21 protein-coding genes are annotated in these 24375 nt (G+C 44.5%); 19 read left to right on the top strand and 2 right to left on the bottom strand.

Annotation, left to right across the window (positions count from 1 at the left end):
• Positions 1–235 precede the first annotated feature (235 nt).
• From M1L62_RS18490 to M1L62_RS18465, 6 genes are all read left to right on the top strand, one after another.
• On the top strand, positions 236–1273 hold the full coding sequence (locus tag M1L62_RS18490) for an alpha/beta hydrolase family protein (RefSeq protein ID WP_254561100.1): 1038 nt from the start codon (positions 236–238) through the stop codon (positions 1271–1273).
• A 319-nt stretch (positions 1274–1592) separates the two neighbouring features.
• A complete protein-coding gene (locus tag M1L62_RS18485; RefSeq protein WP_254561099.1) occupies positions 1593–1919 on the top strand; it encodes an ArsR/SmtB family transcription factor in 327 nt (108 codons plus the stop codon).
• 46 nt (positions 1920–1965) lie between these two features.
• Positions 1966–2544, top strand: coding sequence for a DUF6428 family protein (locus tag M1L62_RS18480; RefSeq protein ID WP_254561098.1), 579 nt, complete (start codon positions 1966–1968; stop codon positions 2542–2544).
• Between the two features lie 24 nt (positions 2545–2568).
• Positions 2569–2982, top strand: coding sequence for an arsenate reductase ArsC (locus M1L62_RS18475; protein ID WP_254561097.1), 414 nt, complete (start codon positions 2569–2571; stop codon positions 2980–2982).
• A gap of 8 nt (positions 2983–2990) precedes the next feature.
• Positions 2991–4079, top strand: a complete 1089-nt coding sequence (gene arsB, locus M1L62_RS18470) for an ACR3 family arsenite efflux transporter (protein ID WP_254561096.1) — start codon at positions 2991–2993, stop codon at positions 4077–4079.
• Positions 4080–4190: 111 nt separating this feature from the next.
• Positions 4191–5342, top strand: a complete 1152-nt coding sequence (locus M1L62_RS18465) for an MFS transporter (protein ID WP_254561095.1) — start codon at positions 4191–4193, stop codon at positions 5340–5342.
• Between the two features lie 74 nt (positions 5343–5416).
• Here M1L62_RS18465 and M1L62_RS18460 read toward each other — a convergent pair whose 3' ends face one another.
• Complete coding sequence (locus M1L62_RS18460; protein ID WP_254561094.1) at positions 5417–5824, bottom strand: DoxX family protein; 408 nt, start codon at positions 5822–5824, stop codon at positions 5417–5419.
• A 123-nt stretch (positions 5825–5947) separates the two neighbouring features.
• Between M1L62_RS18460 and M1L62_RS18455 the strand changes: the two genes are divergently transcribed.
• From M1L62_RS18455 to M1L62_RS18425, 7 genes are all read left to right on the top strand, one after another.
• A complete protein-coding gene (locus M1L62_RS18455; protein ID WP_254561093.1) occupies positions 5948–6286 on the top strand; it encodes a winged helix-turn-helix transcriptional regulator in 339 nt (112 codons plus the stop codon).
• Positions 6287–6476: 190 nt separating this feature from the next.
• A complete protein-coding gene (locus tag M1L62_RS18450; protein WP_254561092.1) occupies positions 6477–6926 on the top strand; it encodes a hypothetical protein in 450 nt (149 codons plus the stop codon).
• Positions 6927–6954: 28 nt separating this feature from the next.
• Complete coding sequence (locus M1L62_RS18445) at positions 6955–7395, top strand: hypothetical protein (protein ID WP_254561091.1); 441 nt, start codon at positions 6955–6957, stop codon at positions 7393–7395.
• A gap of 378 nt (positions 7396–7773) precedes the next feature.
• Entirely contained in the window at positions 7774–8910 is a 1137-nt protein-coding gene (locus M1L62_RS18440) for a S41 family peptidase (protein ID WP_254561090.1), read from the top strand.
• Between the two features lie 153 nt (positions 8911–9063).
• Complete coding sequence (locus M1L62_RS18435) at positions 9064–9909, top strand: chromate resistance protein ChrB domain-containing protein (protein ID WP_254561089.1); 846 nt, start codon at positions 9064–9066, stop codon at positions 9907–9909.
• A gap of 80 nt (positions 9910–9989) precedes the next feature.
• The gene (locus M1L62_RS18430; protein ID WP_254561088.1) at positions 9990–11165 is read left to right on the top strand and encodes a chromate transporter; all 1176 of its coding nucleotides are present in this window, start codon (positions 9990–9992) and stop codon (positions 11163–11165) included.
• 23 nt (positions 11166–11188) lie between these two features.
• The gene (locus M1L62_RS18425; protein ID WP_254561087.1) at positions 11189–11923 is read left to right on the top strand and encodes a DUF2490 domain-containing protein; all 735 of its coding nucleotides are present in this window, start codon (positions 11189–11191) and stop codon (positions 11921–11923) included.
• Positions 11924–11935: 12 nt separating this feature from the next.
• Here M1L62_RS18425 and M1L62_RS18420 read toward each other — a convergent pair whose 3' ends face one another.
• Positions 11936–13531 (bottom strand): sulfatase, encoded by a 1596-nt coding sequence (locus M1L62_RS18420; RefSeq protein ID WP_310589981.1) that lies wholly within the window; start codon positions 13529–13531, stop codon positions 11936–11938.
• Between the two features lie 426 nt (positions 13532–13957).
• On the opposite strand from M1L62_RS18420, the gene M1L62_RS18415 reads away from it, so the two are divergent.
• The 6 genes from M1L62_RS18415 to M1L62_RS18390 all read left to right on the top strand — a co-directional run bounded on the left by M1L62_RS18415 (position 13958) and on the right by M1L62_RS18390 (position 24352).
• Positions 13958–14506: a sigma-70 family RNA polymerase sigma factor gene (locus tag M1L62_RS18415; protein ID WP_254561086.1), complete on the top strand. Its 549-nt coding sequence runs from the start codon at positions 13958–13960 to the stop codon at positions 14504–14506.
• Between the two features lie 188 nt (positions 14507–14694).
• The gene (locus tag M1L62_RS18410; RefSeq protein ID WP_254561085.1) at positions 14695–15732 is read left to right on the top strand and encodes a FecR family protein; all 1038 of its coding nucleotides are present in this window, start codon (positions 14695–14697) and stop codon (positions 15730–15732) included.
• A 175-nt stretch (positions 15733–15907) separates the two neighbouring features.
• On the top strand, positions 15908–19216 hold the full coding sequence (locus M1L62_RS18405; RefSeq protein ID WP_254561084.1) for a TonB-dependent receptor: 3309 nt from the start codon (positions 15908–15910) through the stop codon (positions 19214–19216).
• Positions 19217–19235: 19 nt separating this feature from the next.
• Complete coding sequence (locus tag M1L62_RS18400; protein ID WP_254561083.1) at positions 19236–20882, top strand: RagB/SusD family nutrient uptake outer membrane protein; 1647 nt, start codon at positions 19236–19238, stop codon at positions 20880–20882.
• Between the two features lie 120 nt (positions 20883–21002).
• A complete protein-coding gene (locus M1L62_RS18395; protein ID WP_254561082.1) occupies positions 21003–22622 on the top strand; it encodes a glycoside hydrolase family 28 protein in 1620 nt (539 codons plus the stop codon).
• A gap of 116 nt (positions 22623–22738) precedes the next feature.
• Positions 22739–24352, top strand: a complete 1614-nt coding sequence (locus M1L62_RS18390) for a glycoside hydrolase family 43 protein (protein ID WP_254561126.1) — start codon at positions 22739–22741, stop codon at positions 24350–24352.
• The last annotated feature ends 23 nt before the right edge of the window (positions 24353–24375 follow it).

The raw sequence follows: 24375 nt of genomic DNA, 5'->3' as shown, positions 1-24375 counted from the left end.
TGTTCCTGGCATTAATCTGAAAGCTGACTGCCGAAAGCACTATAAGGAATTCGCGATAATGTCTGTTGTTTCGCGATTTATTTATATCTTCTCAGCCGATCACCATACAGTTAAGCGTAAATCCGGGTTATTTCACAATCGGAACATGACAAAAAAGACAGTATTAGTTTCAATAGTTACACTAATTATTGTGTCAGCCGTGATCATAGCAACTTTTTGGCCTGATAAGTCAGCCATGAAAAGACCTCAGGAACCCAAAGGGCCATATTCTTATGTGAATGAAGAAGTGAAATTTCAAAATACAAAAGCCAATATTACTTTGGCCGGCACACTGACTTTACCTTCAAAAGGAGGCAAATATCCTGCCGTTGTTTTGATAACCGGTAGTGGTGCCCAAAATCGTGATGAGGAAGTTTTAGGGCACAAACCATTCCTGGTCATTGCCGATCATTTAACTAAAAATGGCATTGCCGTTTTGCGGTTTGACGACAGGGGCGTGGGGCAATCATCCGGAAATTTTAAAACTGCTACTTCTCTGGATTTTTCAACCGATGTAGAAAGTGCCGTGGCTTATTTACAAACAAGAAAGGAAATTGATAAGAGCAGGATTGGTTTGATCGGCCATAGTGAAGGGGGATTGGTGGCACCGCTCGTAGCATCCGGATCTGATAATATCCGTTTCATGGTTTTGCTGGCGGCGCCCGCGATTGATCTTGGAAAGCTACTGCTCAAACAAGACGAACTAATCGCGAGATCGCTTGGTATATCGGAGCCAGAGATACAGAAAATGAAAAACACCAACGCCAGTGCATATAGTTTAATTGCAAAATCGACTGATCTCAAAGTTTTGAGAAATGACCTGGCCAAATTGGCCAAAAAGGAAATTTTAGAGATTCCTCCTCAATTGTTGCCGCCTAAAATGACAAAGGAAGAATTCATTGCGACGCAAATTGATAACCTGTCATCGCCATGGTTTCAGTACGTGATGAAATACAATCCGGGTAAAACACTGGAGAAAGTCAGGTGCCCCGTGTTGGCATTAAATGGAGAAAAAGATTTGCAGGTAACGTCAAAGGAGAACTTATCCGCCATAACGCGTGCTTTAAAAGATGGTGGCAACAGCAACATTATAACAAAAGAATTTCCCAATCTGAACCATTTCTTTCAGGAATGTGAAACCGGTTCGCCACTGGAATATGCAAAAATTGAACAGACCTTTTCACCAAAGGTATTAACGGAAATATCTACCTGGATATTGGCGCAGGTACGATAATGTTAACTTTTGTGGGTCTTATCTCTTTCGAAAATGTCTCCAATTAAGTTTATTGGTAATTGCTGACCAAATCAATTTCCAAAGCTTAGCAGAAGTTAGTGAGAAAAAACAGGTTATTTTTTCTGGTAAAACAAAGAGTGTTTTAGATAAAGCTGCTGATTCTCGAAAGATTTCTTTTTCAGAATGCTGTGATTTGAGAAGGGAGTAAAAGAAGGTCTGTGACGGTATGACCAGTCAGGCGGTTTTTGTCTGTGATACAAATTAATAAAAATATCAATCGTATTATTGCGATTGATATTTTTATTTATACCTTTGACATATGGGAGTAACAAAAACAGAGGTTTTTACCGAAAAACAAAATCGTATCGCGGAGTTGGCCAAAGCATTGGCACATCCGGCGCGCATTGCAATTATTCAACATTTGTTGAAAGAGAAATCGTGCGTTTGCGGTGATTTGGTTGAGGTTTTGCCGTTGGCACAAGCGACGGTTTCGCAGCATTTGAAAGAACTCAAACAAATCGGGATTCTTCGTGGAGAGATCAATCCGCCGCGTGTCTGTTATTGTATCAATGAAACCGTTTGGCAGGAAGCGAAAGTTATTTTTGGTGAAATTTTCGAATCGGATGTGACAGTGTCATGCTGTTAATAAATTTTTAGGAGTTTTTTATGTTTAAATTAATCGTAATATAGCAATGAATCAATTAAATCCGGTTAACTGGCAGACTTTCAAAAATACGCTTTTGGAGAATCAGGACAAGATTTTGCAATTCCAATATGCCGAAGGTCAATTTGTGGATGCGTCTTATCACATCACGGAGATCAAACAGGCGCCGATCGTTTCCGTGGATTGTGGCGGGGTAATGAACAGCTGGACTGAAATTATTGTCCAACTTTGGGAACCGGCGGTATCCGAGACCGACCGTGCGATGAAGGTGAGTAAAGCCCTTTCTATTGTCAATCTGGTTGAAAAATCATTGCCGCTTAATCCATTGGGTGTTGTTAAAATTGAATTTGGTAACTCTAAATTTGATACCCGACAGATGTACCCGGCCGAATTCGTCCTAGAAGGGGATTCGTTCACGGTAAACCTGACGGCGGATTTTACGCAATGCAAAGCCATTGCCAGAAACCAGAGCTGCGGGACCGCTTCTGGTGAAACGGAATGCTGCGCGCCGTCTGCAACAACCGGAGCATCTGTGAAAGATATTCAGGTAATGGAGCTCGCGGGTGGAGAAAATCAGAGTTGTACGCCTGGTGGTGGATGCTGTTAATCATTAAAACTTACAAAAAACAACATGAAGAAAATATTAGTACTCTGCACGGGCAACAGTTGCCGAAGCCAGATAGCGGAAGGTTATCTGAAACATTTTGCAGGTGAAAAGGCAGTCGTATACAGCGCAGGGGTCGAGACGCACGGTGTTAATCCCAGAGCGATCGCAGTCATGGCCGAAGACGGAATTGATATTTCAAACCATACGTCAAACAATGTTAATGAGTATCAGGATGTAGACTTTGATTTTGTAATCACTGTCTGTGACAATGCCAAAGAGCGCTGTCCGTATTTCCCGACGAATGCAATAAAGTTTCACCATAACTTCCCTGATCCTGCAAAGGCTGTGGGTGATGAAGCGCAGGTAAGGGAATCGTTCAGGTCTGTGCGTGAAATGATTAAGACGTACAGCGAAAATTTTGTAAACGAGTACCTTTAACGATAATTATGACTCGAAATAATTTTGTCCGGCGTACCGTTAAGCCTGCGCCAAATCGAAAGAAACTTGGTTTTCTTGACCGTTATCTGACGCTGTGGATTTTTCTGGCAATGGTAACAGGCGTTGCGCTGGGCAATTTCAGTCCTTCTGTAACTGAATACATCAACACTTTTTCAAGCGGTACTACGAATATTCCGTTGGCCATCGGACTTATTCTGATGATGTATCCGCCGTTGGCAAAAGTTAAGTACGACAAAATGGGAGAGGTGTTCAGGAACATCAAGGTGATGACCGTTTCTTTGATTCTTAACTGGATTATTGGTCCGTTGCTGATGTTTGTGCTGGCGGTTATTTTTTTGCCAAATCATCCGGAATACATGACCGGTCTGATTTTAATCGGGCTTGCAAGGTGCATTGCCATGGTACTTGTCTGGAATGAGCTGGCCGAGGGAAGCCGGGAGTACGCAGCCGGATTGGTTGCGCTCAACAGCGTTTTCCAGGTGCTGCTGTATAGTTTTTATGCCTGGTTTTTTATCACGGTTTTACCTCCATTGGTAGGTATGAAAGGCCTTGAAGTAAATATTACAATTGCCGAAATCGCAAAAAGTGTTGGGATTTACCTGGGTATTCCGTTTGCCGCGGGTTTTCTTAGCCGCTTTGGACTGGTTGCATTAAAGGGTGAAGAATGGTATGAAAATAGCTTTATCCCCTTAGTTTCGCCGATTACATTGATAGCACTATTGTCGACGATTGTCACCATGTTTAGCCTCAAAGGGGCATTGATCGTGCAGTTGCCCGGCGACGTCCTTTTGATCGCGATTCCGCTGATAATTTATTTTGTCATTATGTTTTTGACAAGTTTTTTTATAGCGAAATCACAGGGAGCAGATTATCCGCAAAATGCTTCGATTGCCTTCACCGCATCCGGTAACAATTTCGAACTGGCCATCGCGGTGGCCATTGGGGTATTCGGCATCAATTCAGGGCAGGCTTTTGTTGGTGTAATCGGACCGCTTGTTGAAGTCCCGGCTTTGATCGGCCTGGTGAATGTGGCCTTCTGGCTTCGTGAGAGGTATTATAAAACGGATATTGTCTGATTTGTTGTTGCGCATGGTATGATCGTAAAGCTATAAAAGTTATTCAGCCCATTGCTTTGAGTTGGTTTCCCGATACTTTTACATACCACCCTGAAACAACTGTAAAAAAGAATGCTGCGACGTATAACAGCTAACCTGAAAGTGCCGATATATGCTTCTGCCAGTCTGAGCTTTGCTCTGATGGGAGACGCATTTTTATACTCTTTTTTACCTGTAAATGCGTTGTCCGTACAGTTGCCACTAATCTGGGTTGGAACAATCTTATCCATAAACCGATTTACACGGATATTGTTAAATCCGGTTATTCTGTGGGTTTTCAGTAAAATTGGTTTCCGACTGCCGACGATCATCGCCGCTTTCGCGGCGGTAATCGCAACGGCTGGTTATGGCTGCGGCTTAGGCGTTACCGTTCTGATATTTCTAAGAATTTTGTGGGGAATCTCATATGCTATTCTCAGAGTTTCTGCATTAACCTACGCAATGGATTATCCGGGAAAAGGTCTGGCGCTGGGCGTAAGCCAGAGTATTATTGAATGTGGTCCGCTTTTGGCACTCATAACCGGGCCGTTTATTTTGGAACTGACAAGTCCTATGCTCACTTTTATGATTGTCGCTTGCCTGTCAGTTCCTGGAATTTACTTTGCTTTCCGGCTTGAAGAGCGGGAGCAAAGAATTGTCTATCATGCCGGACTTAAACTTTCCTTTCCTTCCGTTTTTAACCGGCTGGCATTCCTAAGTGCTTTTTCTGTTGAAGGAATGCTTGTTGTTTTAATCGGGACACTATTGATCCGCTCGCATCCACATTGGTCGGCTGTTGAGATTACTGCCATAGCCGCCGCCTTTTTGATTTTCCGTCGCGTGTGCTCCCTTTTTATTTCGCCTTTTTCAGGATGGCTTGCAGATCAGTACGGGCTTTTCAAAATTTATTCCGGCTCCATTATTCTGATCTGTTCAGGATTGTTGCTGGCGTCAGGTGGTTTTGTTTTCGCCGGACTTATTGTGGTTTTTACATTTTACAACATAAACTCCTCTCTCGCGGCAGGTGGTGCGTCCCAGGGAAGTGCAAATATCGCACACGCTGTCTCCCAGAACGCAACTTTCAGGGATGCGGGGTCTGCATTTGGGGCTTTGGCAGGCGGGTTCTTGCTGACCTTCCCACATTTGGAGCTGATTTTCGTTTTATGTAGCCTGATGCTTCTGTCGTTAACCTGGATTTATTTCAGAGGCGCATTAGCATTAGCATTAGCAACCGAAAAATCCTGATTGTAAGGATTGAATGAGTGCCTGGGATTTGGTTTCCTGTCCATAAACCGCACTTAATCCAAAAACGAAGAAATTCATTGGGCAGTAATCGGTGCTTTCTTCAATCTACCCCAGGCGATGAATAAGGCAATGATGGCCGAGATGATATTGACGCCAATAACTGATGCTTCTCCCCTTGAAACATGAAATATTATGGCAGAAAACATAAGCGCAATGATACCCAGGGCAGTCCATGTGGTAAGCTGCGGCTTAATTCGAAGTAATGATGGGAGTATTAAACCCACAGCAGCCAATAAATCAATGAGCCCGAGAAGCCTTACAATCCATGCGGGGACTTGCCCTGTCCATGGCATCATTGCCGATATTGTTTCAATAGGTTGAAATTTCATGACAGCGCCCGTTATAAAAAGTGCTGCTAACGTTACTTGTGCCACCCAGAGGGTAATGTGAATAATTTTCGACGATTTTTGCAGGTTTGCCATGTTATAATAAAAGTTTTAATACTGTGGCAAACCTACTTATATTTGCTTTCGCCGGGATAGTACTTCCACTTTGGATAGTGCTATCCAAAGTGGAAGTATCGTACAAAATCAAAAGAAAAAAAGATGTTGACAACGGGTGGATGTCCGGCAAATGCACTTTCTATCAAGGATGCTCTGGAAGCCCTGGAAGGAAGATGGAAGTTATTGATCCTGTTTTCACTTTCATCGGGTCCCAGGCGTTTTACTCAGATCTCAAAAGAAGTGGGTGGTATCACAGATAAAACGCTCTCCAAAGAACTGAAAAGTCTGGAAATGAACAAATTGATAAAACGCCAGGTTTACGACACATTCCCGCCAACCGTGGAATATTCAATTACGGCGCATGGAAAGTCGCTTGAAAAAGTGATGGAGGAGCTGCACTATTGGGGACTGGCACATCGGAAGGAGATTATGGGAACATAGCCACGGTCGTGGTAGGGAGATTAAAACAGAATATTTAAAAACTTTCAGATTCAGGGTTGTTGCATAACCATTGATGTAATTTAAGGTCAGTCTCCATTAAAACAATGAAGCATCAAGCCGGTTTAACGTAGGAATAATGGTTAACTTGTCGGCTTAATGATTCAATAATATAACGTTCTTTAAATCAGGAATGGATTTTTACATCAATAGTGCCGAGAATATTTCATTTACGGTCGATGAGGCAGTTTTAAAAAGAGTGCAGCATAACGAGTTTGGCAATCAGAAGGGGCTGTCTGTCGTTTCTTTTTATCAGGAATATGATAAGAACGTACTCTCAGTTCTGACTAACATCAAATATGTCGCGTTATCACGCCCGGAGGTTTACGTGGTAGCCGACGGCGAATTTATCTCAACTTTTACATTTGAAAATGATAACCTGCTCACATCCGGTGTGAGTCAGGAGGCTATTGATGCGCTTACAAAATGTACGCATCTTGCTCAGGCGCAGTCTTATGCAGTGTTCAGCTTGCTTTCAACGGAAAACAAAGTACCATTAGCACCCATGGAGACGACTCCCGTGAGTAACTTTATTGAAGGTTTGCAAACCTTTTTAAAAGAATATCAATTGTCCTCCAACTAGTTTTGAAAAATTATTTAAAGTTTGAAGCATGAATTATTACACGTTGCTGGTCGTCAATTCGAATTTTGATGTTAATGAAGGTGTGCTTGGCAAGATTCAGCGTACCGGATTTGCAGGTAATACAGCAAGCAAGGTAGATTCCAGCATTATCGGTCTGGAAAATCAGCAGCTTTCGATTCATACGGAAATGGCGTTTCTTGCGGTATCGTCCAAAACAGAAGAAATTGCTCATTGCCGTTATCTGACCAAATTCTACTTTCCGAAGCTGGAAATTATTCAAAATGGCACCACACCGGAAGCTGTTCGATGTGTAAAGGAATGTATCGATCTGGCTCAGTCACACGCTTATGGACTATTCTGCCATTTCGCCAAAAAGAAAAATGTCCCTATTCAGTCGATTCAATTACAGCCGATGGAAAAAATGGAGACGGTAATTTTTGATTTTTTGAATGGGGTGAAACATGGCTGAGGACTGCAAACTCATAAAGCTGATTTTTCTTTTTAGAAAAATCAGCTTTAATCCCTTCTTGAAAGCTACAAATTATTGAAATAGTTATTTCAACGTCATGCTGTTGAAACTAGTTATTGATTTTCGTGTATAAAAATTGCGTTTTTAAAAGTTAAAGGTTTGAACGATTGGTACGAATTGCTTGCTAATAAAGCGCTGGTACAGTATTTCAGGGAAACACGTTAGGGTTTTGTGTTTTATTGGGCGAATCAGTTGCAACACCAAAAATTACCCAGCTCTTCCAGGGATAGATTTGACTTATTCACGTCTTTCTATGTTCGGGGAGCGAAACACTGCCATTTATTACATCAACAACTTAACTTGATAAATTCTCTATTGATGAACAGAAATCTACTTCTTCCTTTGGTGGTGTGCGCTGCCGTTTGCCTGAGTAATATTTCAAATGGCCAAAACGCTGGCAAACAGTCAAAATCGCTCTCAGCGGATTGCTCCTGTTCGAAAGCCTTAGATGAGGCCATTGATAAGGTAACGCGGATTTATGCCGGATTTGATGACAAGGTGACCGCCGAAACAAAACCTAGGTATCAAAAGCTGTTGAAAAAATTAAAAAGTGATGCACTATCGGTAGTAAGCCAGGAGCGATGTATGGCCATATTAACATCTTATACAGATTTTTTTAAGGATAGTCACGTCGCGATTATTTGGCAGGGGGAAACCAAGCAAACGGTTTTGAGTACCGATGCCAATAGAAGTAAAAAGGATCTGGTTGTTTTTAAACAGCTTGACAAAGATTTTATTTACCTGAAACTGGCCGCCTTTGATCAGCGGGAAGTTGGGAAGCTCGATAGTATGCTTCTCGCAAATAAAGAGTTATTGGCTAAAACGCCTTATCTTATTTTTGACCTTCGAGGAAATGGTGGCGGAAATACGAGTACCTCCGATGAGATGGCCAAATTAATCTATACCAATCCGATCATCTATCCGGTCTGGGATTACAGATCGAGCGATGAACACATACGCTCAATGGAGCGTTATGTGAAATCGATGAAAGATACGACTGCTTCCTACTATCAGAGAGCGCGGAAGCTGTTGGGGAAATTGAAAAGTAACCCGGGGCAGATGGTCAATACAGGCGAGGATTTTACTCGTTCTTTTGATATCGATCCGAAGAGCTATCCGCAGCATATTGCTTTTCTGATGGATAAAAGAAGCGGAAGCTCAACTGAATTTTATATTTTCGAAGGCAAACAAAGTAAAAAGGTAACCCTTTTTGGTACAAATTCTTATGGCGTGATGGACTATGGCAGCGACCAGAATTTTGACCTCTGTGATGGTATCTTCAACCTGGCGACACCCTGGGGCAGGAATGGCTGGGTAAAAGATTTCCGGATTGACAATATAGGATTTAAACCAGATGTGAGAATACCCGCGAACGAGAAAGACTGGGTAGCCTTCGTACAGCGCTATTATTTAAAACAGAACTTATCAGACCGACAGTCGGCTAAAGATAAGTAATTGCTGAATTGAATCGTTTCAAGATATCACTTTGTTGAACGTATGTTATTTTCCAGTGCGAAAGTTTATGGGTAGGCATTGGCTGCATATAACTTGTCTTTGTAAATTTGCCCAACAAAATTTACAAAGACAGCCGATATAAACTGAATAACCATGAACTGGATTACGCGCGAGCGACCAAAAATTGACCGTATTGCTTGTCCATGGCTTATCCGAAGGTTTATTGATCCCGAGGCAAAAATCTATTTCGTCCCATTTGATCAGGTCAGGGCGAAAGCGCTGGAACTGGATGCAACTCCTTTTGACATCCCGGATACGGAATTCTCGCACTACGAAGACCGCTGTACCTTTGATTTTTTTCTGGAAAAATACGATTTACAGGATCCGGCTTTGCTGGATATGGCCGTGATTATCCGTGGTGCCGATACGGATGATCATTCTCTGGCTAGTCAGGCAGCGGGTTTGTGGGCCATTTCTGCCGGACTTGCTTACAATATCACGGATGATCATGAGCTTCTGGAAAAGGGTATGCTTATTTATGATGCGCTTTACAGCTGGGCAAAACATTTGCAAAAACAAAAACACACCCAAAGTCCTGCTGAAAAGTTATTACTTCAGGTTTTCAATACCTATCTGGACAAACAGAAGCCGGAGCATGCAAAAACACCGAAGTGGGCGAAGGAGCTGAAAGCCATCATCCAGGATCAGATCGATACCAATCTTAGCTTAAGTCTGAAAGAAATATCAGAAGGATTGCAGATACATCCAACGTACGTGTCGCGGGAATTTTCCAAGTATTTCAGCAATCTCTCGTTCGGAGAATACATCCGCAAGCTCCGGATTGAGAAGGCGGTCGATCTGCTTGCCAACCCCGATCACACGTTATCCGAAATCGCTTACCTGACCGGCTTTTCCGATCAGAGCCATTTTACAAGAATATTTAAAGCGCAAACCGGTCAGAATCCTTCCGATTATCGGAAAACTTTACTGAAAAAGTAAACTACATACAAATCGTCATTTCCATTCTATTTTTTCGTCGGCGATCCATGTAGTATTGTATCCGTAACGACGATAAAGAAATGGAAATAGCCAAAGCAAATTACAGCCTGTCGGAGCTGGTAAAGTATTTTCTGAAACTGGGGACGTTGGGTTTCGGCGGTCCTGTCGCTCTGATCGGTTATATGCACCGTGACCTCGTTGAAGAACGCCAATGGATCAGCGAAGACGAATATCGGGAGGGACTGGCATTAGCACAACTCGCGCCGGGACCGCTGGCAGCCCAGCTCGGCATATATCTCGGGTATGTTCACCATGGCGTATGGGGGGCTACGTTAACGGGGCTGGCCTTTGTACTTCCGTCATTTATTATGGTGGTTTTGTTAGGAATAGCTTACAAACTCTATGGTGGGTTGTTTTGGATGCAAGCTGTTTTTTACGGCGTAGGCTCCGCCGTGATCGGTATCATTTCGTTAAGCTGTTACAAGCTGACGATTAAATCGGTGAGCAAACTAGAAAAGGAGGCAATGAAAGATCGATGGCTGTTATGGGTTTTCTTTATTGTTATGGCGGTCGTGACCGGCCTGACTGAAAGGGAAGAGGTATGGTTGTTTATCTTTTCAGGCCTGATTTATATGGTGGTGAAGGCACCGCCGAAATGGCTGTTTAAAAAGCAGACAACTTTGTCTGTTGTCTTATTGGCTGGTTCAGGTTTCTGGCAATATGAGCCAGGTCAGCTTGAACAGCTCGGATGGTTTTTTACCAAAGCCGGGGCATTCGTTTTCGGAAGTGGACTGGCTATTATTCCGTTTTTACAAGCCGGTGTTGTGGATCAGATGGGCTGGCTGAATGAGCATCAGTTTCTGGATTCAGTCGCGGTGGCGATGATCACGCCCGGACCTGTCGTAATCACGGTTGCTTTTATCGGTTTTCTGGTATCGGGTTTTGCGGGAGCGGTGGTGGCTGCGGCAGGCGTGTTTTTCCCTTGTTATTTATTTACGGTACTCCCTGCGCCTTATTTTAAGAAAATTGCGAAAAATAAAAGCGTCAAAGTATTTGTAGACGGGATCACCGCAGCTGTGGTAGGCGCCCTGGTTGGATCGGTTTTCGTGATCGCGACACGCGCTATTGTTGACCTTCCTTCCGCGATCATTGCCGTGGTGTCGATACTCGCGCTGATCTACGTTAAGAAATTACAGGAACCTTACCTGATTCTTTGTGCGGCAATTGTCGGATTTTTATTAAAAACTTATTTCTGAAAACGTATCATTTTTATATTTCTATGAGAAAATATCTCCTTCTGTTTTTTATCCTTTTTACGGTGCCAGCTTTCGCTCAAAAGCAAGTCAATAAACAAAGCGGCGTTTGGTTGGGTTATTTTAATCAAACAAGAATTTCGGATAAATGGGGTGTCTGGCTCGATTTACATGCACGCCGCACCGATTTTCTGGATCGTTGGAGTACACAGATTGTTCGCCCGGGTGTTACCTATTTTGCCAATGACCACCTCCGCTTCACTGTGGGTTATGCTTATGCAAGAAGTTTTCCAGCTGCCGGTCTGCATACCGTCCGCCCCGAAAACCGATTGTGGCAGCAGGTACTTTGGACAAGCCGGCAAAAGAGATTACATACACAGCAGTGGATACGGGTTGAAGAACGTTTTAACAGAAAAATAGCCAATGACGAGTTGCTGGACGGCAGTAATTTTAACTTTCGTTTCCGTTATCTGCTCAATCTGATGGTTCCTTTGAACAAAGAATTCATCGAACCCCGTACGCTGTTTTTCGCTTTTAACGACGAAATTCATATCAATGCCGGCAAACAGATCACTTACAACATGTTTGACCAGAATCGGCTTTTCGTCGGACTTGGTTATCAGTTTACCAAAGGCCTGAACTTGCAGGTAGGTTATATGAATCAGTTTCAGCAATTACCTTCCGGCAATCATTTCAACAGCAATAACGTATTGCGTGTTTTTGTCTTTCATAATCTGGATTTGCGCAAAAAAAGCCAGTGATGTTGCTTGTGATTACTGGTTTATTTCATCCGGCCAGGGAACCTGCTTTCCATTCTTTTTTAATACCGGCAATTGTGCATGCCAGGTCTTTAACTGTTTGGTGAGCAGGCTCGCGAGCTCCTTCGTTTTTTCGGGATTCTCAGATGCGAGGTTCTTCATTTCCCCGATATCATTTTTAACATCATACAATTCCAGTTTCCCTTTTCTGTAATCGTAAATCAGTTTCCAGTTCCCTTTTCTGAAAGCGGTCGCAAAATGGATTTGAGGACCTTCGGCACCGATCCATTTGTTAGGATGATGCCAGACCAACTCACGGTTCTGATCCTTCCACGACGGATTCTTCAAAATCGGCAGAAAACTCCGGCCATCTGTTTTCTGGATCATTTCCGGATTTTTGATATTGGCGATATCCAGCACGGTCGGGAAGAAATCCTCGATGATAACGTATTGGTCTGCAACCGTATTCGGTTTTGTAACACCCGGCCAGCGAACAAGCATGGGCTCCCGGATACCCCCTTCATAGACGGACCCTTTTCCGGCTTTGAGCGGTAAATTATGGGTCCAGGCAGTGCCTCCCCGTTGCGGTGTGAGGCTTAATCCGCCATTATCAGACATGAACACGATCACCGTATTTTTTGCCAGGTTTTGTTTGTCGAGATAGTCAAGGACATCACCCAGACTTTTATCCATGCCTTCAATCAGCGATGCATACTTTGCCTCCGTGCTGTCAAGACCAGCTTTGAGATACCTTTCCATAAACCGTCTGTCAGCATCAAGCGGAACGTGTATGGCATAATGTGCCAGATACAGGAAGAACGGTTGTTTGGTTTTTACCGGTTTTTCCAGTGCTTTGAGAGCTTCAATGGTTACGGCATCGGTAAGGAAAGTGTCGGTTTGATAATATGCCTGCAAACCGGGAACGGCATTGCGGTTGGGTTTACCGCCCTCGGTATTTCCGAAATTTTTGCTTCCGAGATAACTTGCCGGATGCCCGATTTCACTTCCGGCTATATTAATCTTAAAACCTGATTGCAGGGGATCGGCACCGGGTGTTCCCGCAGACCCAAAATGAGCCTTGCCGGCATGAATGGTGTAATAACCATTTTGTGATAAAACCGTTGCCAGTGAAGTCGCATGATACGTATGCCCAACGCCCGGGACAGGGCTGAAACCGTTAATATTCCAGTCTACCGGATTCAGTGTTGAATCGGGATAATCCGTGTTTTTGTCCTTGTCGGGCGAAGTCCAGTGGGTCACGCGATGATGGGCTGCGTTGACACCGGTCAGCAGGCTCACGCGCGAAGGCGTACACACGGGCATGGCATATGCGGAAGTAAATTTGACTCCTTCTTTGGCGAGCCGTTCCATGTTTGGCGTGTGGTAACGTTTATTGAAGTTTGTTGTCTGATTCCAGAAAGGTACGGAGGTATCCTGCCAGCCCATATCGTCGACCATAAAAATGACGATGTTGGGAGGTGTTTTCTGGCTCTGTCCTTGTGCCGCAAAGTTGAAAAGGATAAACGTCATTAACATGCTTTTCATTCCGGATCTTCCTGCCAAAAGATTTATGGTGATCCGGGAAAAATAGTTCAATTGTATTTCTGTCATTATTTTACCATTCATGCCCGATGCGATTGGTGATTGTTTTGTCGTTTGGCGGTAGTTATCTATGAGAAAACATTTACGTCTTAAATATACGGATTGAAATGTAACAGGTCTCCATAAGACTTTTTCCGACTGCTGCGTATAGGTGTGATAGTATAGTAATAATACAATTTTTGACGCAAAATTATTAATTAGGCCTGCCTAAAAATGTCGATTTTTTGACTTTTCTGTCTTTATTAATCAGGATTTAATGAAACTGACAACGTTGCCGAGAACGGTTGCGTAGAAAAATTCCGATGAATGATTGTCTCTTTATTGAAATGTATATTAATTAAATACGTAAAAATTGTACTATCGTTATAGGTTTCATTTTATAATCCAATTTTCTTAACAAGGAGACGCGTATCATTTAAATTATATTTTTAACCCATGGACTTTAAGCCTGCTTCAAATGAAGTGTTAATCGATCGTCTTTCGAAAGGGGATGAGCGGGCTTTTAAGGAAATATACACCCGATTCTGGAAAAAACTGTATGCCATCGCGATCCGGAAAATAGATGATTCGGCTGTTGTTGAGGGAATTGTGCAGGATGTGTTTTTGAAACTTTGGGAACGCAGATACAATCTGAGCGTTGATAATCTGGAAGCTTATTTAATGACATCGGTGCGTTATGCCTGTATCAATCATATTAAGGTATCGATTCTGCATGAAAAATATGAATTGCATGCCTACAATGAAGATGCTGAGTTGATCAGTAATACGGAGCAGCAGCTTGATCTGGACGATCTGATGAATACGATCGACGGTTTTTTGAATGAATTTCCGGATAGTTCCCGGCATATTTTTCGACTCCACCGTTTGGAACATCTGACGACGAAGGAGATTTCGATCAAACTGAAAATCCCGCAAAGAACCGTTGAGCTCTACCTGTCCCAGGTCGTAAAAGGATTGCGCGTCTATCTTCAGGATTACCTCTAACACTTTCATCACATCTTTGATCTGCATTTTCACCGCTCTGACGCCTTAAAATCATTATATGAATATTTGATGATATTTTTGATTTTGAGATGATTTTGATATTAATATTTTAATAATAAATAAAATTTTTGCGGTCTGCTCTCTTGCTTTTTGACTATACATCTGAAAACCGAGAAAAGCAGAAAATTATGAGCCGCAAAAAGTTTGCGCATTTACTGGAAAAATATCAGCGTGGCGAGTGTTCGCCACGGGAAAAGAAATTTGTGGAATATTGGTTTGGCCTGGTGGAAACCAAACCGCAACAGGATGAAAACGAAGTAGACTGGCAGGAACTGGAAGAGAAAATCTGGGGACAAATGCACGCCAGAATGCAGACATCGGAAACCGGGCGGGATAGCAGAGTTATGCCGTTGGGCGGTAGGTCGATGAAATGGGCAGGTATTGCGGCGTCTCTGGTACTGATCTGCTGGTTTCTGACAAGTGACCGTTTTGGTATGAATTCGTGGCTGCCTGGCCGTGAAACAGGTAAGGGTGATTGGGTTGAATATAAAAATACTTCTTCAAAATCGGAAATGGTGGCGCTGGAAGACGGAAGTACCGTCGAGCTATGGCCTGATGCCGTTTTACAGTATCCAAAACATTTTTCCGAAAATAAACGCACGGTCCATCTGACCGGGAAAGCCTTTTTTGATATTGAGAAAAATCCGGAAAAGCCTTTTTTCATTTATTCGGGTGACATTATTACCAAAGTGCTCGGGACCAGTTTCTACGTGGAAGCACCGGGCACATCCCGGAACCCCAAAGTGGAGGTGGTTACTGGGACGGTGGCGGTGTATGAAAAGCCCAAAGCTGGCAGGCAACAGGTCGATAACATCATTTTGAAACCAAATCAACAGGCCGTTTTCCTTGCAGGTCAGCATAAGTTTGAGGCAGGATTGGTGGCCGAGCCGAGGTTAATCGGCATGTCGGGTGCTGACGCTGTATCACGTTTCAAATTCTACAACACACCGCTGTCGAAAGTGGTGGAAAACCTCCGGCTTTCCTACGGCATTGATATCGTCCTCGAAAACAATAAAATAAGCAACTGTCCTTTAACCGCGAATCTGGCCGGGCAACCGCTTTACACGCAGCTGGATATTATTTGTGCCGCTTTAAAAACAAAATACAAAATAACCGGGACGTCCATACAGATAAGCGGAAAGGGATGTTCAACCAATTCGATCTGATCAGTTTACTTAAATCATAATCTATGAAAACATAATACCCGGCAGCTAAAAACGCTGGTCATGCAGCGAACATGAACCAGCGCCAACAAAAGTTTCCCCGCTGGCAGACAGCGAATCCGCCCGGTCAGGGGATTGTTATTTTATCAAACATCCATTTAATAAAACTTTTAAAGGTATGAAAAAAACAGAACCTTTACTTATTAACGAGCACGCACGGGCACTGCGGAAGGTCTGCCGGAAGTTCATCGGCCTTTTGATTTTCATTGGCTGCGCCGGGTCTGTTTTCGCGGAAAAAACGACCGATCAGGATATCATGAGCCGGCTGGTAACCGTGAAAGCACAGCGGCAACGCTTCGAGCAGGTTTTAAACAGCATCGAAAAACAGACTGGCGCGCGAATCGTGTACAGTTCCAAAAGGATCAATATCAATCAGAATGTAACGGTTTCTGTTACAAAAAAGCGGCTGGATCAGGTGCTGAGTGATTTGCTGACGCCTTTAAAACTGACCTACCGCATCATTGGCGGACAAATCATACTGGATAATTTATCCGAAGAAGAGTCGGTGATCACGACCGGGTCAAAACTGGTTGCAGAGCGTACGGTCAGTGGAACGGTGACCGATGAGAAAAACGCTGTTTTACCCGGCGTGAGTGTGGTTGTGAAGGGAACGAATAAAGGCACAGGAACGGATGCCAACGGTAAGTTCAGTCTGCTTATTCCGGATGAAAACACAACGGTTTTAACCTTTTCCTTTGTAGGTTATCAAAGTCTGGACGTGGTTGCCGGTGCACAAACCAGTTTCAATATTTCTCTTAAACCGGACGTCAGTGCGCTGGACGAGGTGATTGTGATCGGTTATGGCGCGGTACGGAAAAAAGACCTGACCGGTTCGGTGGTGCAGCTCAAAGGAGAACAGTTGAAGGAAGTGCCAACGGCAAACGTTCTGGAAGCGGTTCAGGGAAAAATTGCCGGCGCGGACATTACCCGTAGCAGTGGTCAGGCGGGCGCAGGAGTGAATATTACCATTCGCGGTAACCGTTCGATCGGTGGAAATAACTCGCCGCTGATCATCGTGGATGGGGTGCAGTACGGAGACCTGGGGGATATCAACTCGAATGATATTGAATCGATGGAGGTTTTGAAAGATGCTTCTTCGATTGCCATTTACGGGTCACGCGGAGCCAACGGGGTTATTCTTATCACAACTAAAAAAGGGAAATCGGGAAGTCCGGATATATCATTTAATGCTTATTCGGGGATATCGCAGGTGTCGATGTATCCCAAAGCAATGGATATTAATGAGTTCAGGGATTTTAAACGTGAAGCCTGGCGCGCAGCCGGTGTGTGGAAAACGCCCGCCGACGATCCTTCGATCTTTACAAATGTTGCGGAATATGATGCTTTGCAAAAAGGTATCTGGACCGACTACCAGGATGCGCTTATTCACAGAGGTTTGCAGCAGGATTATCAGATCGGTTTCCGGGCCGGTACCGATAAGCTGAAATCGTACGTATCGGTGGACTACTATAATGAAAAAGGAATTCTGAAACTGGATGAACTGAAACGTTACACTGCCCGCCTGAACGTGGACTACACTCTGAACGACTGGATGAAAGTGGGCTTGCAAAGTCAGCTTACCTATTATAATCAAAGTGTGCGCCGCGATCCGCTGAACCAGGCCAATAAAATCAGTCCGCTGGGATCGTTGTATGACGAAAAGGGGAATTTTAATTTTATCATGCTGGATGGGCAAACCGCCAATCCTTTGTCGGACGAGCAGCCAAATGTATTTAACAATACCGTTTTGACGACCAAAATCCTGACCAACGGGTATCTGGAACTGGCTCCGTTCAAAGGGTTTACGGTGAGAAGTACGCTGGGTGTGAATTTGTCATCGTCTAATAACGGAGCTTATTCTTCACCAAAATCCATCGACAGATCGCTGACCGGAAAATCGCTGGCTACCTACAATACCAACAGCGGCCGGACACTGAACTGGGAAAATGTCATTACCTATCAGAAAAGCATCGCACAGCATAACTTCACCTTTACCGGGATCGGAAGTTATCTGGGGAACGTGTCTCAGAATGCTTCGGCCTCGGGCGTGAACCAGCTTTTGCCCTCACAGTTGTTTTACTCGCTGGGAAGTGCAACAGAGGAAATTAAAATTAACTCGGCTTATTCCAAAAATACGCTTGTTTCTTTCGCGGGACGGTTGAACTACGGTTTTCGCGATCGTTATCTGTTGACTTTAACCGCCAGAAAGGATGGTTCTTCCAAGCTTGCACCGGGGAATAAATGGACATTTTTCCCGTCGGCGGCTTTTGCATGGCGTATCATCGAAGAGGATTTTATGAAAAACGCGAAAAGTCTGAGTGACCTTAAACTACGTGTCAGTTATGGTGTGGCAGGAAATGATCCTTCCGGGCCTTATGCGACACAGACAACCCTGACACGTCTGGCTTTCGGTTTCGACGAAGTGGCTTATCCGGCTTATACATTTTCACGTAACGTAGGAAATGCACTGCTAGGCTGGGAGCTTTCCAATACAAAAAACCTGGGTGTCGATTTTGGTTTGTTTGACGGAAAAATCAACGGGTCGGTCGATTATTATGATACACATACCAGCGATTTGCTGCTGGACCGCGGATTACCGCCAACGACCGGTGTTACAACCGTTAAACAAAACATTGGCAAGACGCGTAACCGCGGGGTTGAAATTACCCTTACAAGCACCAACGTCAGAACCAATAACCTTACCTGGACTAGCAACCTGACTTTTACCAGAAACAAGGAACAGATATCAGAACTGGTGACGGACGGAAACGATATTGGGAACGGATGGTTCGTTGGGCACCCGATCAGCGTGTTTTATGACTATGAAAAATTAGGCATCTGGCAGACTTCCGAGGCGGATGCAGCGTCAAAGCTATCTCCAACGCAGCTTCCGGGCGAGATCAAAGTCAAAGATCAGAATGGCGACGGTAAAATTGATGCGGTAAATGACCGGGTTATCCTGGGATCCCCTCGTCCGAAATGGAGCGGCGGTTTTGATAATACAGTGAAATTCAAAGGATTTGATCTGAACGTGCTGCTGTATGCACGCGTCGGCCAAATGATCAATTCTGACCGTTATGCCCGTTTTGATCAGCAGGGTGTCGGAAACAGTACAGCCGGGCTGGATTACTGGACACCGGAAAACCCGACGAATGCCTATCCACGCCCGAATAAAAATGCAGGGTTAAAATATCTGTCGACTTTGGGCTATCAGAGCGGATCTTATGCGCGGATCAGAAACATTTCGCTTGCTTACAATTTTCCGTCTAAAATGTTGAAATGGAAGGTTATCCGTGGCGTGAGAGTGTATGTGACGGGTAAAAATCTTGTGACATTTACCAAGTTAAACTACGATCCTGAACGGGGAGGTTCTGAAAATTTTCCTATGACAAAACTTTACGTTTTCGGTATCAATCTTAATCTGTAACCCCAAATTATTAATCATTATGAAATCATCTTTTGTAAAAGCGGGGTTATTGGCATTTGGTATGCTTTGCCAGCTTGGCTGTAATGACGTACTCGATGAATACAACCCGAGCGGTCTCACCTCAGAGACTGTTTATACAACACCCGAAGGATTTGAAACCCTCGTAAATGCCGCTTACACTTATCAGCGCTGGTGGTATGGAAAAGAGGAGGGGTATAACATCGCAGAAACCGGAACGGATATCTGGACGAGCGGTGCCGGTGAAGTCTACCGTGACCTTACCCAATACCTGAATCTTCAGGGCAGTAACGGAGCCCTGGCCAGTGAGTGGCGCGAGTTTTATGCTGCCGTTAATTTGTGCAACGGTGGCATTGCAAGAATCGATCAGGCCGGGTTATCGGCCGCTTTGAGACCGGTCAGGGAGGGAGAGCTGCGTTTTCTGCGGGCTTTTTATTACTGGCATATTGTGGAAACCTGGGGTGGTGTTCATTTTACCACAGAGGAAACCAACGGGATCATAGCCACGGCCAACAAAACTCCGGTTGAGACATTTTACAACCTGATTTTTGAGGATCTCAAAATTGCCGTTGCAAATTTACCGGCCACGCAGCCGCAATATGGCCGCGTAACCAAAGGTGCAGCCCAGGCATTTTTAGCCAGAATGTACCTGACCCGCGGAATGAACAAGGAAGCTTCTGAAATGGCTGAGGCTGTTTTGAAGGGGAATTACGGCTACAAGCTGGAAGACAATTATGCAAACCTTTGGAAAATGGGAAACCTGAAAACGAAGGAAGCGATTTATGCCGTGGATTACTCAGCAAATCTTGCGCTTAATGACCTTGCTAACTCGACTTTTAATCCGTACGGTCACGGTCGGGGGAGCAATAATGCGCATCTGTTGTTTTTGATGAAATATGATGACCGTCCGGGGATGACGCGGGATATTGTCAACGGTCGTCCGTTTAACCGTTATATGCCTACAAGATTTTTGCTTGATCTTTATTCGGAAGACGATGCGCGTTATGAGGGCACTTTTATGGAATCCTGGTATGCAAACGCTACGTCCAGACCGGCGGGAGTAAATCTGGGCGACACGGCCGTTTATTGTAGCAGAAAGGAAATTCCGGATGCTGTGGAAACGACAAAAAAATACCAGACTTATGACCGCAGTAAAATTTATCTGACGGATGGAACGGTAAAGGATAACCTCCGTTATCCAACGCTGTCGAAATTCATGGATCCGACCCGCGCAAGTTTAAACGAAGCGCAAAGTGCCCGTGATGTTTTTGTGATCCGGCTTGCTGAGGTATATCTCATCGCGGCAGAAGCGCAGATGCAATTGGGAAATACGCAGCAGGCTGCTGATTATATCAATGTGTTGAGAACCCGTGCGGCCAAACCGGGCAAGGCGGCGGCTATGCAGATCAAGCCTGCGCAGGTTACTCTTGATTTTATACTCGACGAGCGTGCACGGGAACTGGCCGGCGAGCAGCTTCGCTGGTTTGATCTGAAACGTACCGGGAAACTGGTGGAACGTATCAAAGCGTACAATCCTGATAATGCGGTTAATATCCAGGCTTATCATGTGCTGAGACCTATTCCGCAGACGCAGCTGGATGCGGTGGTGAACAAAGCCGAGTTTAAACAAAATGATGGATATCAATAAAGAATAATCAGACGGAACCGGCGGGCAAAACCGGTTCCGTTTTTCAACGCTTAATGAATTATCAAAACTGGTGAAGGTAGGAATATGGTCAATTACAAACATTTTTTAAAGATTATCGTTTTGAGTTCTGTCGTTTTTTCGGCTGATGCACAGGATCAAACAAAGTACAGCTGGACGAACCTGCCCAGGACACAGGAGCCGGTTTTTCCTAAGGATACGCTCAACATTCAAAGTCTGGGAGCAAAACCGGATGGCGTTACCTTAAATACTAAAGCCATAAACGAAGCCATTTTGAAAGTCAACAAGAAAGGCGGAGGGGTTGTTCTGGTGCCCGCGGGCCTTTGGCTGACCGGACCCGTTGAGATGAAAAGCAATGTTAACCTGCATCTTAAAGAATCGGCGACCTTACTTTTTACAGCAGATAAATCGCAGTATCCGCTCACCAAAGGTGTTTACGAAGGCAAAAGCGCAGCCCGTAACCAGTCACCCGTTTCCGGAACAAACCTGGAAAATATTGCCATTACGGGCAAGGGGATTCTGGATGGAAACGGTGATGTATGGCGGGCGGTGAACAAAAACCAGCTTACCGAAAGCCAATGGAAAGAGAAAGTGGAAGGTGGTGGTGTTTTGAAAGACGACGGGAAAGTCTGGTATCCGAGCGAGCAGTTCAAAAATGCCAGCGTGACCAACAAAAGTATGCTGATCACCGCCGGTAAATCTTTAAAGGATTTTGAAGATATGAAGGATTTTCTGCGTCCGAATCTGCTTGTGCTGACGAACTGCAAAAAGGTATTATTGGAAGGAGTAACGTTCCAGAACTCACCGGCCTGGTGTCTGCATCCGCTGATGTGCCAGGATGTGACACTTCGGAATTTACGGGTGAAAAACCCGGAATATGCTCATAACGGCGACGGGATGGATATTGAATCCTGCAAAAATTTTCTGATTGAAGGCTGTGTGCTGGACGTTGGTGATGATGCCATTTGTATCAAATCAGGTAAAGATGAAGAAGGCCGTAAGCGGAGAATACCCACAGAAAATGGACTGATCAGAAATAATATTGTCTACAACGGACACGGTGGTTTTGTGGTCGGCAGTGAAATGAGCGGTGGTGCCCGAAATATTTTTGTTCAGAACTGCACGTTCATCGGGACGGATAAAGGGCTGCGTTTCAAATCGGTACGTGGTCGGGGTGGTGTGGTGGAGCACATTTATGCCAAAGACATTTTCATGAAAGACATCGCCCAGGAAGCTATTTTCTTTGATATGTATTATTTCGTAAAATTTGCAACGGACAGCGAGCGTGATGAAAGACCGGTTGTGAACGTCGGTACGCCCGTTTTCCGCGATATGCACTTTGAAAATATTGTTTGCAACGGTGCCAAAAAAGGTGTTTTTGTTCGCGGTCTTCCTGAAATGCGTGTGAAAAATATCATCATGGAAAACATGGTACTTAAAGCGGAAAAAGGAGCGGAGCTGATTGATGCGGATGGTATTGTTATGAAAAATGTTCAATTGATCACGGACTCTACAAATCCTGTCCTTTTGGTGGATAACAGTTCCGCAGTGACGTTCAGCAACATAGACTATAACAAAAATAGCGACCTTTTACTTTCGGTGAACGGAGCACAGACGGGTACCATAAAACTGGATCATACCGATCTGTCGAAAGCAAAAAAACAATCTGAGTTCAGCCGTGGGGCGGTAGAGAAAAGTGTAATTATTTCAAGTCAGAAATAATAGGCTTGGGAGTATTAGAGCATTTTTTCTGTCAACGTTACTTTTAAGTTTATATGAAACGCTTTTTTTTAATAACCCTTTTATCGGGTTTTACGCCTTGCCTGTATGGGCAGGTCATGCCATTATCCGGTAAAGTTTCAGAAGGAAATTCGGCGGATGTATCAAAGGTATGGGTGTCGGATCTGGGAAACGGTACTTATAAAAATCCGGTGCTGCATGCCGATTATTCAGATCCTGACGTATGCCGGGTGGGTGAAGATTACTACATGACCGCTTCAAGTTTTGATGCCGTACCCGGTCTGCCCATTTTGCATTCGAAAGATCTGGTCAACTGGACGTTGATCGGTCATGGGCTGAAACGTCAGGTTCCGATCGCACATTTCGAGAAAAACCAGCATGGAAATGGTGTGTGGGCGCCGGCTATCCGGTATTACAAAAATGAATTTTACATCTATTATCCGGATCCGGATTTTGGTATTTATCTGATAAAAGCAAAAAATCCGCAGGGCCCATGGAGTGAGCCTGTTTTGGTGGAAGGCGGCAAAGGGTTGATTGATCCCTGCCCGCTTTGGGATGCGGACGGAAAGGCATATCTGGTGCATGGCTGGGCAGGAAGCCGTGCCGGAATCAAGAGCATTATTACTGTAAAAAAACTGAATGCCAGCGCCGATCAGGTGGTCGATGAGGGCGTGATTGTTTACGACGGACACCTAAGTGATGCCACCGTTGAAGGTCCCAAGTTTTACAAGAGAAATGGTTACTATTACATTTTTGCACCCGCCGGAGGTGTGTCTACGGGCTGGCAATTGGTGCTGCGCTCGAAAAATGTATATGGTCCTTACGAGCGACGAGTGGTTATGGATCAGGGGAAATCGGTCATTAACGGGCCGCACCAGGGCGCCTGGGTCGATACGAAGCCGGTGAATGGAAAATCGGAAGACTGGTTTATTCATTTTCAGGACAAAAACGAATATGGCCGGGTTGTGCATTTGCAGCCTATGAAATGGGTTAACGACTGGCCGGTAATCGGTCTGGATCCCGACGGGGATGGCAAAGGTGAGCCTGTACTGACTTATAAGAAACCCAATGTTGGTAAAACATATCCGTTGGCAACCCCGCCGGAATCGGATGCGTTCAACAGTCTGGCTTTGAGAAAACAGTGGCAGTGGCAGGCAAATCCAAAAGGAACCTGGTTTACCACAAGCGCGCAGGGTTTTCTTAGATTATATTCCTACAAAGCGGAAGAAGAAGCTAAAAATTTGTGGAGCACGCCCAATGTTTTATTACAGAAATTTCCAGCGGAAGAATTTGAGGCGACTACCAAACTCGTTTTTACACCCAATGCCAAACTGGAAAATGAGAAAACCGGGATGGTGATCATGGGACAGAGTTATGCCGGGTTATTTTTGAAAAGTGATAAGGAGGGACTTGCGCTTGTTCAGGCTGTTTGTAAGAATGCTTTTGAAGGGAAACCGGAGAAGGAAAAGGTACTTGGCAGGTTTAAGTCAGGCGAGGAAGTATATTTAAAAGTTCAGGTTAGAAAAGGCGGTCTTTGTCAGTTCAGTTTCAGCAGGAATGGGAAGGATTATACGGCCGCCGGAGATGTTTTTCATGCAGAAGTCGGCCGGTGGATCGGGGCGAAAATAGGTATATTTTGTACGCGGGATTCACAGACTAATGACTCGGGTTATGCCGATTTCGACTGGTTCAGTCTGGATCCGGTCCGATAAATATTTTACTTTTTACATTACCA

Source organism: Dyadobacter diqingensis (assembly GCF_024220585.1).
GTDB lineage: Bacteria > Bacteroidota > Bacteroidia > Cytophagales > Spirosomataceae > Dyadobacter > Dyadobacter diqingensis.
This window is presented reverse-complemented; position numbering and strand designations above follow the sequence as displayed.

Excerpts from the sequence above, each read along its gene's own strand:
- M1L62_RS18490 (WP_254561100.1), top strand. The coding sequence starts at position 236 with ATGAAAAGACCTCAGGAACCCAAAGGGCCATATTCTTATGTGAATGAA.
- M1L62_RS18485 (WP_254561099.1), top strand. The coding sequence starts at position 1,593 with ATGGGAGTAACAAAAACAGAGGTTTTTACCGAAAAACAAAATCGTATC.
- M1L62_RS18480 (WP_254561098.1), top strand. The coding sequence starts at position 1,966 with ATGAATCAATTAAATCCGGTTAACTGGCAGACTTTCAAAAATACGCTT.
- M1L62_RS18475 (WP_254561097.1), top strand. The coding sequence starts at position 2,569 with ATGAAGAAAATATTAGTACTCTGCACGGGCAACAGTTGCCGAAGCCAG.
- arsB (WP_254561096.1), top strand. The coding sequence starts at position 2,991 with ATGACTCGAAATAATTTTGTCCGGCGTACCGTTAAGCCTGCGCCAAAT.
- M1L62_RS18465 (WP_254561095.1), top strand. The coding sequence starts at position 4,191 with ATGCTGCGACGTATAACAGCTAACCTGAAAGTGCCGATATATGCTTCT.
- M1L62_RS18460 (WP_254561094.1), bottom strand. The coding sequence starts at position 5,824 with ATGGCAAACCTGCAAAAATCGTCGAAAATTATTCACATTACCCTCTGG.
- M1L62_RS18455 (WP_254561093.1), top strand. The coding sequence starts at position 5,948 with ATGTTGACAACGGGTGGATGTCCGGCAAATGCACTTTCTATCAAGGAT.
- M1L62_RS18450 (WP_254561092.1), top strand. The coding sequence starts at position 6,477 with ATGGATTTTTACATCAATAGTGCCGAGAATATTTCATTTACGGTCGAT.
- M1L62_RS18445 (WP_254561091.1), top strand. The coding sequence starts at position 6,955 with ATGAATTATTACACGTTGCTGGTCGTCAATTCGAATTTTGATGTTAAT.
- M1L62_RS18440 (WP_254561090.1), top strand. The coding sequence starts at position 7,774 with ATGAACAGAAATCTACTTCTTCCTTTGGTGGTGTGCGCTGCCGTTTGC.
- M1L62_RS18435 (WP_254561089.1), top strand. The coding sequence starts at position 9,064 with ATGAACTGGATTACGCGCGAGCGACCAAAAATTGACCGTATTGCTTGT.
- M1L62_RS18430 (WP_254561088.1), top strand. The coding sequence starts at position 9,990 with ATGGAAATAGCCAAAGCAAATTACAGCCTGTCGGAGCTGGTAAAGTAT.
- M1L62_RS18425 (WP_254561087.1), top strand. The coding sequence starts at position 11,189 with ATGAGAAAATATCTCCTTCTGTTTTTTATCCTTTTTACGGTGCCAGCT.
- M1L62_RS18420 (WP_310589981.1), bottom strand. The coding sequence starts at position 13,531 with ATGACAGAAATACAATTGAACTATTTTTCCCGGATCACCATAAATCTT.
- M1L62_RS18415 (WP_254561086.1), top strand. The coding sequence starts at position 13,958 with ATGGACTTTAAGCCTGCTTCAAATGAAGTGTTAATCGATCGTCTTTCG.
- M1L62_RS18410 (WP_254561085.1), top strand. The coding sequence starts at position 14,695 with ATGAGCCGCAAAAAGTTTGCGCATTTACTGGAAAAATATCAGCGTGGC.
- M1L62_RS18405 (WP_254561084.1), top strand. The coding sequence starts at position 15,908 with ATGAAAAAAACAGAACCTTTACTTATTAACGAGCACGCACGGGCACTG.
- M1L62_RS18400 (WP_254561083.1), top strand. The coding sequence starts at position 19,236 with ATGAAATCATCTTTTGTAAAAGCGGGGTTATTGGCATTTGGTATGCTT.
- M1L62_RS18390 (WP_254561126.1), top strand. The coding sequence starts at position 22,739 with ATGCCATTATCCGGTAAAGTTTCAGAAGGAAATTCGGCGGATGTATCA.